Below are 14,062 nucleotides of genomic sequence, written 5' to 3'. Positions count from 1 at the left end.
CAAGGCAAAGCCGTGTAGTTTACAGGGACTTACGCTACAACACCTCACCGGAAACGTATCCGCCAGCCCAATCAATAACCGGTGCCGCCGTAATCGACCTCGAACTCCAGGCCGACCACTCGGGAAACAGCCGTTTCCAGCCGCCCGTCGTCATGCAGTCGTAGCCAGCGATAGCCCGGCGCCGCGGTGTCGACCTTGAAATCCACGCTGCCCGGGGCGAACTGAATGCAGGTCGAAGGCGACGCCAGCAGACGCACGCCGTTACGCATCTGATCGAATTCCTGATGCACATGGCCCCACAGTATGGCGCGAACCTGCGAAAAACGATCGAGCACGTCAAACAACGCATCGGCATTGCGCAAGCCGATCGGCGCCATCCACTCACAACCAATTGCCACCGGGTGATGGTGCAGGCAGATCAGGTGATGCCGCTCAGGCGCTTCACTCAGCGCCTGCTCCAGCAACTGCAATTGCGTAGCCGCGAGAAAACCAGGCACCGAACCGGGCACTGCCGAATCCAGCAGCGTCACCCGCCACTGGCCGATATCCACCACCGGGTCGAGCAACCCATTAGGCTGCGCAACCTGCTCCATCTGCGGCAGTTCGTCGTGATTACCGGCGAACCAGCGCGCAGGCGCGTCGATCCGCCCGCTTATCCGACGAAACGCTTCGTAAGACTCGACACTGCCGTCCTGCGAGATATCGCCGCTGGCGACCACAAGATCAATGTGCGGCTGCTCGGCCAGCACCTGATCAACGACTTTTTCCAGACTGTCCCGCGTGCTCATGCCCAACAACGCCTCGTCCGCCTCGGCGAACAAGTGGCTATCGGATATCTGCACCAGCAAAACTGACGATGAAAGGGCTGCGCTCGGCAAGACCGTCTCCCAGAGAGGATTCAGCGCGATTATGTGATGTGGCAACGGGCGGGTAAACCGGGAAAGTGCGTGCAGACGAGCATTTGGTCACATTTGCTGATTCGCTCGGTGCTTGAGCACAATCGAAGCAATAAGTCCGGCCGACACCATGCCTGCCAGTCCCGCACCCAAGAGATGGCTCAGCACCCGCTCATAAGGCATTCCAGGCCAGATATATCCCGCCAACAAAAACTCCAGTACAACGCCAAGAATCATTCCTGCCAATCCAGCCAGATGAACGATCCACGGCATGAGCCTCAAAGACAGAATACCGATGACCACTCCGGTAATGGCCGTATATAGAAAGTGTTCCCAACGCAGAGCGCTGCCTGTCAGGGTTATCAGTCCGACATATAGGAGAAGGCCGAAGATGAGTCCAGTGAAACCACCAATCAAAGCCCGATAGATAATCATCGCCATCTCACTGGACAATTGGTAATCATGGATTCCCGAGAGCCGCCAGCATTGAAAATCTCTTCGACATAAGAAACACAATTATTGGGGATGCCAAACCAGTGCCACGGCTTGGCGCTAAGCTCCTCAAGCTTGCGCTGCGCCAAATCGGGTTTGTTCAGAAGTACTCTTCGACGGAACAGCTCTGTTTTCGAGGATTCATTGAGATAACGTCCGTAATCAGTTTCACTCATGAAGTACGGCCGTTCGGCCAACCCGGCAATATGAAAATAAAACTCTCCCGCTTTCAACAAGGCATGCCCACAGATATTAGGACCGTCACCGCTTACTACTACAAGCCATGTGTCGTACCAGTTGAAAGGCACAGCCCGACAATGATTCAGATGGCTCCCTAAATAGCTCATTCGTTATGCCTGTAAATGAAAGTGATGACGAATGTAAGCCATGGAATTTCAAATTCAAGGACACGCTGCTCGCTTTGAATATATTCAGACACGACCTACATGCCTGAGGCATAAACACTGACGGCCAAAGTCATTTACAACTGAATAAACAAGTCATGAGGCCGGTTGAGATAAAAAATTCAGAATTGCGAATGGATCAGCGCACCGCTTCAAACTCATGCCCACACGCCAGGCAGTGGCTCAGCCATTCACCGAGAAACAGGTTGAGCTGGGCCTTTTCGTCTGGTTGGTGCATGTCGGCGTTGGGGTAGGGATAGATGCCCCGGAAGCGCCGCGCATGTTCGGCGCCGATGACTTCGGCCATGCGGGCGTCGTGGTAAACCTGTACTTCGAGCTTGGGCACCGGCAGCCAGGGCAGGCTGTGCTCCTGGCAGACCTGCAAGGTGGTGGTGTACGGGCAGTCGAGCAACACTTCGACTGCCAGCACGCCCAGCATCTGATCACCCTGGGTAACGGCGACGCGGCGTGAGCGCTGTTCGTTGCGCATGTCGGGCAGCAGGCGCATCAGGCGCGCGTAGTTGGCCTCGCACGCAGCCTGCAGTCCGGCAAGATCGACACGGTAGCGTTCGCGCACTGGATTCACGACCATAAACCCCTTATCTCTGCACGATTCAGCGCCAGCCATTGCAAGGCGATGATCGTCGATGCGTTCTTGATTGTTCCGTCTTTCATCGCCTGCAATGCGTCATCGAATGACCAGACTGTTACCCGGATGTCTTCACCTTCGGCCTCGAGCCCGTGCAATCCGCCCGCCCCTTCACTGCTGCAACGCCCCAGAAACAGGTGAACGAACTCGTCGCTGCCACCCGGCGAGGGGAAGTATTTGGTGATTGGCCACAATGCCTCGAACTTCAGCCCAGCTTCCTCTTCTGCCTCGCGATGAGCAACTTCTTCCGGCTGTTCATCCTTGTCGATCAGACCTGCGACCAGCTCGATCAGCCAGGGGTTGTTGGTCTTTTTCATGGCGCCTACGCGGAACTGCTCGATGAGCACGACTTCGTCACGTTTGGCGTCATAAGGCAGCACGCAGACGGCGTCGTGGCGAACGAACAGTTCGCGGCTGATTTCCTTGCTCATCCCGCCCGCGAACAATTCGTGGCGCACATGCAGCTTGTCCAGCTTATAGAAGCCCTTGAAGCAGTTTTCACGCTTTATGGTTTCAAAAGCGCTTGGTGCAGATCGTGTGGTCTGGGTCATGGGTTTCTCGCTTGCCGCCGTTTTTGACATCGGGCCATCCTAACGCGCATCGGCAGTCAGATGCAGCCCCCTTGAACATGCAGGGTAGACGGCCGGGGCTTAAAACAATTCTAATCTGCCATGATCGAACCGAAGACGTTGTTTACAGTCCAACCAGCCTGCATACGTACAACGCAACCGCCTTTACTGACACTGCCAAGGATCAACATGTCGTTATTGAGGATCACTTCACTGGCTTGCCTGGCCCTGTTGCTCGGCGCCTGCCAAAGCCTCTTCACGCCCAACATGCGCACACCGCTGCAAGTCCAGCGCGATGCTTCCGAGCTGATCAAGCCGGGCTGCACCACGGCCGACTGCCCGTTGGTGAACATCGATACCGTGCACTTCCCCGATGAGCCGCGACTGGACGCCATCGTTCAGAAGACGTTGCTGCAACTGACCGTTGCCGACAGCAGCGCATCGCCGCCTGCGTCGATCAAAGCCTATCAGGAACAGTTCCTGAGCCAGGCCCAGGGTCGCAACAGCAGCTATCTGCAGGCCAAGGTACGCGAACAGCATGACGGTATCGTAGTGGTCGAACTGTCCAGCTATCTGGATACCGGCGGTGCCCACGGCAACCCTGGCCGGGCGTTCATCAACTATTCGCGTCAGCAGCAGAAAGTCCTGACCCTGGCTGACATGATCATCCCTGGCAAGGAAAGCGAGTTCTGGCAGAAAGCCCAACTGGCCCACCAGGGCTGGCTGGTATCGACCAAGATGAATGAAGACAGCGAGTTCATGAAGACCTGGCCGTTCAAGCGCACGCCGCATATTGCGCTGACCTACGGCGCAGTGATCCTCAAGTACTCGGTCGATACCATCGCGCCGTATTCGATGGGCCACATCGAGCTGAAGATTCCTTATCCTCAGCTCAATGGCATCCTCAAGCCGGAACTGTTCCCCGGCCGCGGCTGATCGCACCGCCGATCAGCAGCTGCAACACGCCAGCGACAATGAGCGCTGGCAGTGTTGCGCCCACTTCGGGATAAAGATTGGCCAGCAGATGATAGGTGCTGAGCCCGCCGAGCCACGCCAGCAGGCTCATCCAGCGCAAACCGCCCTCCGTTGCCTGACCACTGCGACCACGCAGAATGAAATGGTCAACCAGCACGACGCCGAACAGTGGCGCGAATACCGAGCCGATCAATAACAGAAAGTTCTGATACTGCGCCAGCGGTGCCAGACAGGCAATCAGCGTACAGATCACGCCAATCACCAACGCCAGATGCTCGACCTTGATGCGTGACAGCAGAGCAGTGGAGACCGCAGCCGAGTGAATATCGGCGAACGCGTTTTCCGTTTCGTCCAGCAGAATCAGCAGCAGCGGGATCCCCAGACCTGCGCCGGCCAGTGCCAGCAGCAAAGCATTGGCCTCACCGCTCGGGGCGAACGCCAGGGTGTAGGCGACGCCCAGGCTCATCAACCAGAAGTTGCCGATGAAAAAGCCTGCAGCCGTACCGCCGAAGACGCTTTTCGCGCGTTGCCCGAAACGTGAGTAGTCGGCAATCAGCGGCAGCCAGGACAGCGGCATGGCGATGGCAATGTCGAACCCCGAGGCAAACGGCAACGAACCATCGCCGGAGGTTGCCCACAGCGCGGTCAGATCAGCCTTGGCCAGCAGATTCCAGGTCAGCCATGCACACGCCGTCAGCAGTATCCACAGGCCCCACTTGCGCAGAAAACGGCGCACGAAGGTCAATGGCCCGCTGACTGCCAGCAGCGTGGCCAGTGCGCCGAATAACAGCGTCCAGAGCAGCGGACTGCTCCACGGGCTGCCCTCTGCAAAAGCCCGCGCGCCGAGCAGACTGGCTGCGTCGCGCATGACGATGATCTCGAACGAGCCCCAACCGATCAGTTGCAGCAGGTTCAATACCGCTGGCAGCGACGCGCCCTTGCTGCCCAGGCTGAGCTTGAGCGCGGCCATGGACGACAGGCCGGTATCGCTGCCGATCACACCAACGCTGGCGAGCAGCAAGACGCCCACCAGCGTGCCGAGGAAAATCGCCAGCATCGAGCCGGACATGCCCAGCCCCGGCGCCAGCAAGGCCCCGGTCTGCAACACCATCAGACCGATGCCGAGGGAAAACCACAGGGAAAACAGATCCCGCGCGCCGAACACCCGCTGGCTGGCGGGTACAGGGGTGTCAGGAGAATAGGTGCCGGGTGTGTTCACGTTTGTGTCTCGTATGGGGTGTTGATCGGTGATTCGGGATCGGACGCGGAGCTTCCAGAACAGCGCCACCACGCAGAGCGTGGGATCATCGCAATTATCGTGCGACGCTCCGAGTCGTAAAGCCCAATGCTGGAGCGTAGCGATAACCGCTAGCGGTGTTCTGTCGTGCACCTGTCGCCCCCTACACCCTCTTGTACAACTGGCTGCCTTCCTGCTTGAAGCGCTCGGCCTGCTCGGCCAGGCCTTTAGCAACATCGACGTCTACCGCCTCGATGCGCTGATTGGCGGCGTACTCGCGGACTTCCTGAGTGATCTTCATCGAGCAGAATTTAGGCCCGCACATGGAGCAGAAATGCGCGACCTTGGCCGAATCCTTGGGCAGGGTTTCGTCGTGGTACGAACGCGCGGTGTCCGGGTCCAGGCCGAGGTTGAACTGGTCTTCCCAGCGGAACTCGAAACGCGCTTTGCTCAAGGCGTTGTCGCGGATCTGCGCACCCGGATGGCCTTTGGCAAGATCCGCCGCATGAGCCGCGATCTTGTAGGTGATGATCCCGGTTTTGACATCATCCTTGTTCGGCAGCCCCAGATGCTCCTTGGGCGTGACGTAACACAGCATGGCGCAGCCGAACCAGCCGATCATGGCGGCACCGATGCCCGAGGTGATGTGGTCGTAACCCGGCGCGATGTCGGTGGTCAGCGGGCCCAGGGTGTAGAACGGCGCTTCGTCGCAGCACTCCAGTTGCTTGTCCATGTTCTCCTTGATCAACTGCATCGGCACATGGCCGGGGCCTTCGATCATGGTCTGCACATCATGCTTCCAGGCGATCTTGGTCAGTTCGCCCAGCGTTTCCAGCTCACCGAACTGCGCCGCATCGTTGGCATCGGCAATCGAACCCGGACGCAGGCCGTCGCCCAGCGAGAAGCTGACGTCGTAGGCCTTCATGATTTCGCAGATGTCTTCGAAATGGGTGTAAAGGAAGTTTTCCTTGTGGTGCGCCAGGCACCATTTGGCCATGATCGAACCGCCACGGCTGACGATACCGGTGACACGCTTGGCGGTCAGCGGCACGTAACGCAGCAACACACCGGCGTGGATGGTGAAGTAATCAACGCCCTGCTCGGCCTGCTCGATCAACGTGTCGCGAAACAGCTCCCAGGTCAGGTCCTCGGCTGCACCGCCCACCTTTTCCAGCGCCTGATAGATCGGCACCGTACCGATCGGCACCGGCGAATTGCGGATGATCCACTCGCGGGTTTCGTGAATGTGCTTGCCAGTGGACAGGTCCATGACCGTGTCCGAGCCCCAGCGGATACCCCAGGTCAGCTTGGCGACTTCTTCTTCGATGGAAGAACCCAATGCGCTGTTGCCGATGTTGCCGTTGATCTTCACCAGGAAGTTGCGGCCAATGATCATCGGCTCAAGCTCGACGTGGTTGATGTTGGCCGGGATGATCGCGCGGCCCCGGGCAATCTCTTCGCGCACGAACTCGGCAGTGATTTCCTTCGGGATGCTCGCGCCAAAGCTGTGCCCGGCATGTTGCTGGGTCAGCAGACCTGCGGCGCGGGCTTCCTGAAGCTTCATGTTCTCGCGGATGGCGACGTATTCCATCTCGGCGGTGATGATGCCCTGACGCGCGTAGTGCATCTGGCTGACGTTGGCGCCGGCCTTGGCCCGGCGCGGGTTGCGCACATGGGCAAAGCGCAACGCGGTGAGTTCGGCATCGCTCAGGCGTTGCTGGCCGAAGCTGGAACTCAGGCCCGGCAGACGCTCGGTGTCATTGCGCGAGTCGATCCATGGCGAACGCACGTCGGCCAGGCCTTTGCGCACGTCGATGATCACATTGGGGTCGGTGTAGGGGCCGGAGGTGTCATAGACCGTGACCGGGGCGTTGATCTCGCCGCCAAAGTCGGTCGGGGTGACGTCCAGGGTGATTTCGCGCATGGGCACGCGGATGTCCGGGCGCGAGCCCTGAACGTAGATTTTCTGCGAACGGGTAAACGGCTGTACCGATCCGGAGTCGACTTGCGCCGACTCGCTCAAATGGGCTGCGTTTTTTGCTTTTATACTCATCACGGCTCTCCAGACATCCAGTTGCGGATTTATTGTCGGAGTGACCTGACGTGACGGACGGGTGCACCAGTGCTGGTGCTGAGTATCGAAAGGAGGCGAAACTGTTCATTATTTGAACAATCGACCCCGGACGGCACTCAAGAGGACTCGCCGGGAGACGAGAAATCTTGTTCCCTACGCAGGCGCTAACCTGATCAGGTTCAACGGGATCCGGTTTAACCGATCTCAGCCTCATAGCAAGGCACCCCGACAAGAACGCCGCCAGTCTATGACGGGGTGCCGTCGCAACGCCAGCCTATTTGCACGGGGCTCGATAAATGGCGCAAATCGACGATTGTTGCCAAAAGCGTCTGGCTCTACACTCCCTAGCCCGGTTTCTCTTCAACCCGAACTGTAATTATTTTCTTCATGAACAGGGAATGCCTCATGTTGCGCAAACTTTCGTTGGTCGTGGCTGTTTCGTTTGCGTCCAGCGGGTTGACCTGGGCAGCCGAATTGCCAATGCCAACGCAGACAGGGCTGTTGAGCGTTTATCAACAGGCTGTGGACAACAACGCCGACCTCGCAGCCTCACGCGCCGATTACGATGCGCGCAAGGAAGCCGTGCCGCAGGCCCGCGCCGGTTTGCTGCCGAATATTTCCGGCAGCGCCCAGAACAGCAGCACCCGCACCAGCATCGATCAGCCCAGAGCCGTGGCCACCCGCAGCGGCAACCTCTATCAGGCCACGCTGAGCCAGCCGATCTTCCGCGCTGACCGCTGGTTCCAGTTGCAGGCTGCCGAAGCGAGCAACGAACAGGCAGCACTGGAACTGTCGGCTACCGAGCAGAATCTGATCCTGCAATCGGCGCAAAGCTATTTCAGCGTATTGCGTGCACAGGACAATCTGGCCTCGACCAAAGCCGAGGAAGCGGCCTTCAAGCGCCAGCTGGATCAGGCCAACGAGCGCTTCGATGTCGGCCTGTCGGACAAGACCGATGTGCTGCAGGCGCAGGCCAGCTATGACACGTCACGCGCCAGCCGACTGATTGCCCAGCGTCAGGTCGACGACGCCTTTCAGGCGCTGGTGACGCTGACCAACCGCGAATACAACTCGATCGAAGGCATCGTGCATACCCTGCCGGTGCTGGCGCCGACGCCCAATGACGCCAAGGCCTGGGTCGATACTGCCGCGCAGCAGAACCTCAATCTGCTGGCCAGCAACTACGCAGTCAGTGCCGCCGAAGAAACCCTGCGTCAGCGCAAGGCCGGGCACGCGCCGACGCTCGATGCCGTGGCGACCTATCAGCGTGGCGATAACGATGCACTGGGTTTCAGCAACCCCAACTACACCGGCCGCAACTACGGCGGCGACGTCGAGCAGCGCAGCATCGGCGTGCAGCTGAATATCCCTATCTACAGCGGCGGCCTGACCAGTTCACAGGTACGCGAAGCCTATGCGCGCCTGAGCCAGAGCGAGCAACGCCGTGAAAGCCTGCGTCGTCAGGTGGTGGAAAACACGCGCAACCTGCATCGCGCGGTGAATACCGATGTGGAGCAGGTCCAGGCCCGCAAGCAGTCGATCATCTCCAACCAGAGCGCGCTGGAAGCCACGGAAATCGGTTATCAGGTCGGCACCCGCAACATCGTCGACGTGCTGGATGCGCAACGCCAGCTGTATGCCTCGGTGCGTGACTACAACAACACGCGTTACGACTACATCCTCGACAACCTGCGTCTCAAGCAGGCAGCAGGCACCCTTAACCCGGGCGACCTGCAGGACCTGTCGCGCTACCTGAAGGCCGACTACAACCCGGACAAGGACTTCCTGCCGCCGGACCTGGCGACTGCCGCGCAGAAGAACTTCGAGCGACCTGCAAAGCGCTGAGATTGCTGACCGATCTGGATGCTCTGCGCCCGACTTCAAGTCATGCAGCGCGACGCAGATTTGTGACGCGGAGCGTCACCCAAGGCACTCCCACGCTGGAGCGTGAGGAACGATAGGCGTCTGGACGAGCTCAACTATCGTACCCATGCTCCGCGTGGGTATGCCGTTCTGGACGCTATGCGTCCTCCCCGACTCAGCGCCTGCCCATCAACCGCCCGATCCCGTCGAGCAGGCGTTGCAGTGCGCCCTGATTGGCCTTCATCACCTCAAGCCCGGCATCAGCCATGTTGCGCGCCTGCTGCGGCTGGTCGAAAAGACCCTGCACGGCGGTGGCCAGCGCTGCTGCATCGTTGACCTCTTGCAACGCACCGGCCTTGCGCAGCATGGCGGCGATCTCGAGGAAGTTGAACAGGTGCGGGCCGCTGAGCACCGGCTTGGCCAGTGCCGCAGGCTCCAGCAGGTTGTGTCCGCCATTGGGCACCAGGCTGCCGCCAACGAAAGCGATGTCAGCCAGTGCATAGAGAAACAGCAATTCCCCCATGGTATCGCCCATCAGCACCGAGACGTCAGACGTGACAGCCTGCGCGGATGAGCGCCTTACCGTCGCAAAGCCCTGCTGCTGACACAACGCATGCACACTGTCGAAACGCTCGGGGTGACGCGGCACCAGAATCAGCAGCGCATCGGGGTGACTGGTCAGTAACGTGCGATGAGCCGCCAGCACGCTTTCATCCTCGCCCGCATGTGTGCTGGCCGCGATCCAGACAGGCCGCTGCGTGGTCTGCCATTGTTCGCGCTGGTGGGCGGCACGCTGCAGAAGCTGCGGGTCGATGCTCAGGTCGAACTTGATCGAGCCGGTCACCGCCACGTACTCGGGACGTGCGCCCAGATCACGAAAGCGCTGCGCCTCAGCTTCAGTCTGCACCGCAAACCAGGCCATTTCCGCCAGCATCGGTCGCGTCAGCCCGGCAAAGCGTGCGTAACCCCGCGCCGAACGCTCCGACAGCCGGGCGTTGGCAAGCACCACAGGAATCCCGCGCAGGGAACACTGATGGATGTGGTTGGGCCACAGCTCGGTTTCCATGATGATCCCCAGCCGTGGCTGTACCTGATCGAGAAAACCAGCAGCCGCCCACGGCAGGTCGTAGGGCAGGTAGCAATGCTGAATGCGTGGCTCACTGGCGAACAGCGCCTTGATTCGCTCCGAACCTGTGGGCGTCATGCAAGTCACAGTGATCGGCAACTGCGGATATTGCACCAGCAGCGACCGAATCATGGGCGCTGCGGCGATGCTTTCACCCACCGACACCGCATGCACCCAGATACCGCCCCGCTGCATGACCGGCAAGCCGCGGGCGAAGCGCTCGCCGATGCGCTGGCGATACGCCGGAGCCTTGCGCGCACGCAACCACAGACGCAGGGCAACCAGCGGCAGGCCGAGATGAAACAGTACGGTATAAAGAGTTCTATTCATGGGCGCGGAGTTTATCAGCCCGCCATCACAAGCCGCTAGAATGCGCAGCCTGACGAAAAGGAATGCACCATGAACGCTTATTACCTACTGGCTATCGCCGTTTGCGCGGAAGTCATCGCTACCACGTCCATGAAAGCCGTGAAGGGATTGAGCACCCCGCTGCCCCTGTTGCTGCTGATTACCGGCTATGCGATCGCGTTCTGGATGCTGATTCTGGTAATGCGCACGATCCCGGTGGGCATCACTTACGCCATCTGGTCGGGCATGGGCATCGTCATGGTCAGCATCGCCGCGTTCTTCATCTACGGCCAGAAACTCGACCTGCCCGCGCTGCTGGGCATGGGCATGATCGTGGCAGGCGTGGCGGTCATTCAGCTGTTCTCGAAAACCGCCGGGCATTGAAAACCCGATCCTTTATAATGCTCGTACTTTTCGCTCACTGAGGTGCTCATGCCATCGGTTATTTCCACTGACGTGCTGATTGTCGGGGCTGGCGTCGCCGGTCTCTGGCTCAATGCCCGGTTGCGTCGTCAAGGGTTCTCGACAGTGCTGGTAGAAAGCGCCAGCCTGGGTGGCGGGCAAAGCCTCAAGTCTCAGGGGATCATCCACGGCGGCGCCAAGTACGCGCTGCACGGCGCGCTGTCCGGCGCCTCCGAAGCCATTGCCGACATGCCGCGTCGCTGGCGTGAGGCCCTCGATGGCAAGGGCGAGCTGGATCTTTCCGGGGTACGCCTGCTGTCCGAGGCCCATTACCTGTGGTCGCCAGGCACCATCGCCGGCAATCTCACCAGTTTCTTCGCCAGCAAGGCCGTGCGCGGTCGCGTGGATCAGGTCAAGGGCGAGCAACTGCCGCCAGCCCTGCAAAACCCCAAATTCAAAGGCAAGGTCTATCGGCTTGCCGAGCTGGTGGTCGATGTACCCAGTCTGATCGGGCGTCTCGCCGAACTGGCCGGTGACAGCCTGCTGGCCGGTCAGCACATCGAGCCGCTCTTCGAGGGCGATGAACTGATCGGTCTGCGCGTCGACGGTCGCGATATCCATGCGCAGCGCATCGTACTCAGTGCCGGCGGCGGTAATGCCGACCTGCTGAACGCACTTGGCGTATCGCAACCGCAGATGCAGCGCCGCCCGTTGCACATGGTGCTGGTCAAGGGGCCGACCCTGAAGCCGCTGTTCGCTCACTGCCTGGGCGGCGGGCCCAAGCCACGCATCACCGTGACCACGCACCCGGCAGCAGATGGCCAGTGGGTGTGGTATCTGGGCGGCGACCTGGCCGAAGCCGATGGCGTGGCGCGCCAACCGGACGAGCAGATCGCCGTTGCGCGCAAAGAGCTCGAGGCGCTGCTGCCGTGGGTCGATCTGAGTCAGGCGCAGTGGGCGACCCTGCGTGTTGATCGTGCCGAGCCTGCTCAATCAGGACTGGTGCGCCCGGACAACGCCTTCCTCGACAGCCAGCAACGTCTGATGATCGGCTGGCCGACCAAGCTGGCCCTGGCTCCGGACTTCGCCGACCGAGTCCTGTCGCAGCTGTCCAGAGACGGTATCCACCCGACCCCGCAAGCTCCGCTGAGCGATGTGCCACGGCCTCCAATGGCCATACCTGTCTGGGATGAGCTGCTGCCATGAGCCTGAAAACCCTGCACGATCTGCATCGCCCGCTGGGCAGTACCGGCCTGAACGTATCGCCGCTGGGGCTGGGCACCGTCAAACTGGGGCGCGACCAGGGCGTCAAATACCCCAGCGGCTTCAAGATTCCCGATGACCAGCAGGCGCAGATGCTGCTGCGCATGGCCCGCGACATGGGCATCAACCTGATCGACACGGCACCTGCCTATGGCACCAGCGAAGAGCGCCTGGGACCGCTGCTGCGCGGTCAGCGCCAGGACTGGGTGATCGTCAGCAAGGTTGGCGAGGAGTTCGTCAACGGCCAGTCTAGCCATGACTTCAGCGCCACCCATACACGCACATCGGTCGAGCGCAGCCTGAAACGTCTTGAAACCGACTTTCTCGATCTGGTCCTGGTGCATTCGGACGGCAACGATCTGGCGATTCTCAACGACGCCGAGGTGTACCAGACACTCGCTGATCTCAAGCGCGAAGGCAAGATTCGCGGCTTCGGCTTTTCCGGCAAGACCGTCGAAGGCGGCCTGCTGGCGCTGCGTGAGGGTGACTGCGCAATGGTCACTTACAATCTCAACGAACAGGATGAAAAGCCGGTACTGGATTACGCGCAGGCTCATGGCAAAGGCATTCTGGTGAAGAAGGCACTGGCCAGTGGTCATGTCTGCCTGACACCCGGCATGGATCCGGTCCACGCCAGTTTCCAGCTACTGTTTGAACATCCGGCGGTTGCCAGTGCTATTGTCGGCACCATCAACCCGTTGCACCTGGCACACAACGTTGCAACTGCCGCTGCCGTGATTTGCCGTCAAGCCTGATTAAGGCGGCCGACCCCAACGCAAGAAGGAGCCGTTATGCCGCGAACACTGATCCGGAAGAATCCCAGCAACTTCAAGACCCTGCCGCTGTTTGTCGAGGCCACTGCGGAAAGCCTGAGCTACCAGAGCGTCGGCATGCCGATGAACTTCGCGCAGACCTTGCAGCGGCGGCGCAAGATCGACGTGCCGGACACCGAACATTTCGCCACCGAGCTGGCCAATCTGGGGGTCTCCGTTCGCCTGACCGTCAGTTGGCAGAACCGCGACTACTGGGTGCTGGTCCGCCAGCGTCGTCAGGATCGCGGCGACGTCGTGCTCAAGCTGATCTCGGGTTATGTCCCGGCCCATGAGCTGACGCTGCCGCTGCACACCGCGATTCAGGAAGTGGCCGAAGAGTGTCTGATCGAAACACCGCAGGGCTGGCTCAGCGGGCTGTTCAAGGAGACCTGGCTGCCTGCGCCCTACGCCGCCGCGCTGCATTATCGCGAGGCCATGCCCTTTCGCCTGAGCCCCCTCTCCGGCGCCGCGAGACCGGTGCGAACCGGCAGCCTGACCCTGTTGGAACGTCCACGGGCCTATGTGCATTTGCCCACGGCGTCCTTGCAGCTGATTTACGACATGCGCCTGGAAATCCCCAAGGAAGCGCGCCCGGTCAGCCTTTTCCATGTCGACGAAGCTCTGGAAAACGATCAACTGGTCGCCCGCCTCAACCGTAGCAAACCTGACCTGTACCTGATGCCGCTGGAGAACGGCGCCCCTCTGCCCGAGCTGTACACGCTCAAGCGTGACAAGCTGAGTCCGGCCGGCACGAGAGGGCTGTACCTGGCCGAGAGCTTCGCTGCGCAGGATGGCTGGGTGGTGCGTGAAGAGCGGATTCGCTGGAAGGACTGGCTGCGTCAGCAGGGCATGGCCCCACCGGCGAAGAAGTCAGGGCTCAAACGCCTGACCGGCAAGGCCCGGGAGCTGCTGCAGATGGCGCGTGGCAGCCTGAGCAAGTAAGTCGGCCAGC

The 14,062-nt window shown here is 60.4% G+C and carries 14 protein-coding genes and 1 riboswitch; of the genes, 6 read left to right on the top strand and 8 right to left on the bottom strand.

Annotated elements, in window-relative coordinates; translation table 11 throughout:
- Positions 1 to 71: 71 nt before the first annotated feature.
- From cpdA to PI739_RS08455, 5 genes are all read right to left on the bottom strand, one after another.
- On the bottom strand, positions 72 to 878 hold the full coding sequence (gene cpdA, locus PI739_RS08475) for a 3',5'-cyclic-AMP phosphodiesterase (protein ID WP_080377345.1): 807 nt from the start codon (positions 876 to 878) through the stop codon (positions 72 to 74).
- An 87-nt stretch (positions 879 to 965) separates the two neighbouring features.
- Complete coding sequence (locus tag PI739_RS08470) at positions 966 to 1,331, bottom strand: hypothetical protein (protein ID WP_096120575.1); 366 nt, start codon at positions 1,329 to 1,331, stop codon at positions 966 to 968.
- Positions 1,328 to 1,735 carry a hypothetical protein gene (locus PI739_RS08465; protein WP_271351695.1) on the bottom strand — a complete coding sequence of 136 codons (408 nt, stop codon included), beginning with the start codon at positions 1,733 to 1,735 and terminating at the stop codon, positions 1,328 to 1,330. Before PI739_RS08465 ends, PI739_RS08470 begins: the two co-directional genes overlap by 4 nt.
- 196 nt (positions 1,736 to 1,931) lie before the next feature.
- Entirely contained in the window at positions 1,932 to 2,384 is a 453-nt protein-coding gene (locus tag PI739_RS08460) for a DUF1249 domain-containing protein (protein ID WP_003431956.1), read from the bottom strand.
- Complete coding sequence (locus tag PI739_RS08455) at positions 2,375 to 2,992, bottom strand: NUDIX domain-containing protein (protein ID WP_003366260.1); 618 nt, start codon at positions 2,990 to 2,992, stop codon at positions 2,375 to 2,377. Before PI739_RS08455 ends, PI739_RS08460 begins: the two co-directional genes overlap by 10 nt.
- Before the next feature lie 207 nt (positions 2,993 to 3,199).
- Here PI739_RS08455 and PI739_RS08450 point away from each other — a divergent pair, with 207 nt between their 5' ends.
- Positions 3,200 to 3,946: an RsiV family protein gene (locus tag PI739_RS08450; protein WP_004654549.1), complete on the top strand. Its 747-nt coding sequence runs from the start codon at positions 3,200 to 3,202 to the stop codon at positions 3,944 to 3,946.
- Here PI739_RS08450 and cytX read toward each other — a convergent pair.
- Both cytX and thiC read right to left on the bottom strand, forming a co-directional pair.
- Positions 3,915 to 5,204 (bottom strand): putative hydroxymethylpyrimidine transporter CytX, encoded by a 1,290-nt coding sequence (cytX, locus tag PI739_RS08445; RefSeq protein WP_096137199.1) that lies wholly within the window; start codon positions 5,202 to 5,204, stop codon positions 3,915 to 3,917. The genes PI739_RS08450 and cytX overlap by 32 nt on opposite strands.
- 181 nt (positions 5,205 to 5,385) lie before the next feature.
- Entirely contained in the window at positions 5,386 to 7,275 is a 1,890-nt protein-coding gene (gene thiC, locus PI739_RS08440) for a phosphomethylpyrimidine synthase ThiC (protein WP_054081302.1), read from the bottom strand.
- Between the two features lie 154 nt (positions 7,276 to 7,429).
- A riboswitch (TPP riboswitch) is annotated at positions 7,430 to 7,534 on the bottom strand.
- 167 nt (positions 7,535 to 7,701) lie between these two features.
- Between thiC and PI739_RS08435 the strand changes: the two genes are divergently transcribed.
- The gene (locus tag PI739_RS08435) at positions 7,702 to 9,141 is read left to right on the top strand and encodes a TolC family outer membrane protein (RefSeq protein WP_003366255.1); all 1,440 of its coding nucleotides are present in this window, start codon (positions 7,702 to 7,704) and stop codon (positions 9,139 to 9,141) included.
- A 193-nt stretch (positions 9,142 to 9,334) separates the two neighbouring features.
- Here the strand turns inward: PI739_RS08435 and waaA are convergent, their stop codons facing one another.
- A complete protein-coding gene (gene waaA, locus PI739_RS08430) occupies positions 9,335 to 10,615 on the bottom strand; it encodes a lipid IV(A) 3-deoxy-D-manno-octulosonic acid transferase (protein ID WP_054081301.1) in 1,281 nt (426 codons plus the stop codon).
- A 69-nt stretch (positions 10,616 to 10,684) separates the two neighbouring features.
- Here waaA and PI739_RS08425 point away from each other — a divergent pair, with 69 nt between their 5' ends.
- Genes PI739_RS08425 through PI739_RS08410 form a run of 4 tightly spaced genes read left to right on the top strand, consistent with a single transcriptional unit; the run spans position 10,685 to position 14,052 of the window.
- The gene (locus tag PI739_RS08425) at positions 10,685 to 11,017 is read left to right on the top strand and encodes an SMR family transporter (RefSeq protein WP_003431961.1); all 333 of its coding nucleotides are present in this window, start codon (positions 10,685 to 10,687) and stop codon (positions 11,015 to 11,017) included.
- Between the two features lie 48 nt (positions 11,018 to 11,065).
- The gene (locus tag PI739_RS08420) at positions 11,066 to 12,241 is read left to right on the top strand and encodes an NAD(P)/FAD-dependent oxidoreductase (protein WP_003431962.1); all 1,176 of its coding nucleotides are present in this window, start codon (positions 11,066 to 11,068) and stop codon (positions 12,239 to 12,241) included.
- A complete protein-coding gene (locus PI739_RS08415) occupies positions 12,238 to 13,053 on the top strand; it encodes an aldo/keto reductase (RefSeq protein ID WP_003431963.1) in 816 nt (271 codons plus the stop codon). Before PI739_RS08420 ends, PI739_RS08415 begins: the two co-directional genes overlap by 4 nt.
- A gap of 36 nt (positions 13,054 to 13,089) precedes the next feature.
- On the top strand, positions 13,090 to 14,052 hold the full coding sequence (locus PI739_RS08410; RefSeq protein ID WP_003366246.1) for a hypothetical protein: 963 nt from the start codon (positions 13,090 to 13,092) through the stop codon (positions 14,050 to 14,052).
- Positions 14,053 to 14,062 lie beyond the last annotated feature (10 nt).

Source organism: Pseudomonas cerasi, assembly GCF_027983475.1.
GTDB classification, from domain to species: domain Bacteria; phylum Pseudomonadota; class Gammaproteobacteria; order Pseudomonadales; family Pseudomonadaceae; genus Aquipseudomonas; species Aquipseudomonas cerasi.
The sequence above is the reverse complement of the archived record's forward strand: the minus strand, read 5'-3'. Positions and strand labels throughout refer to the sequence as shown.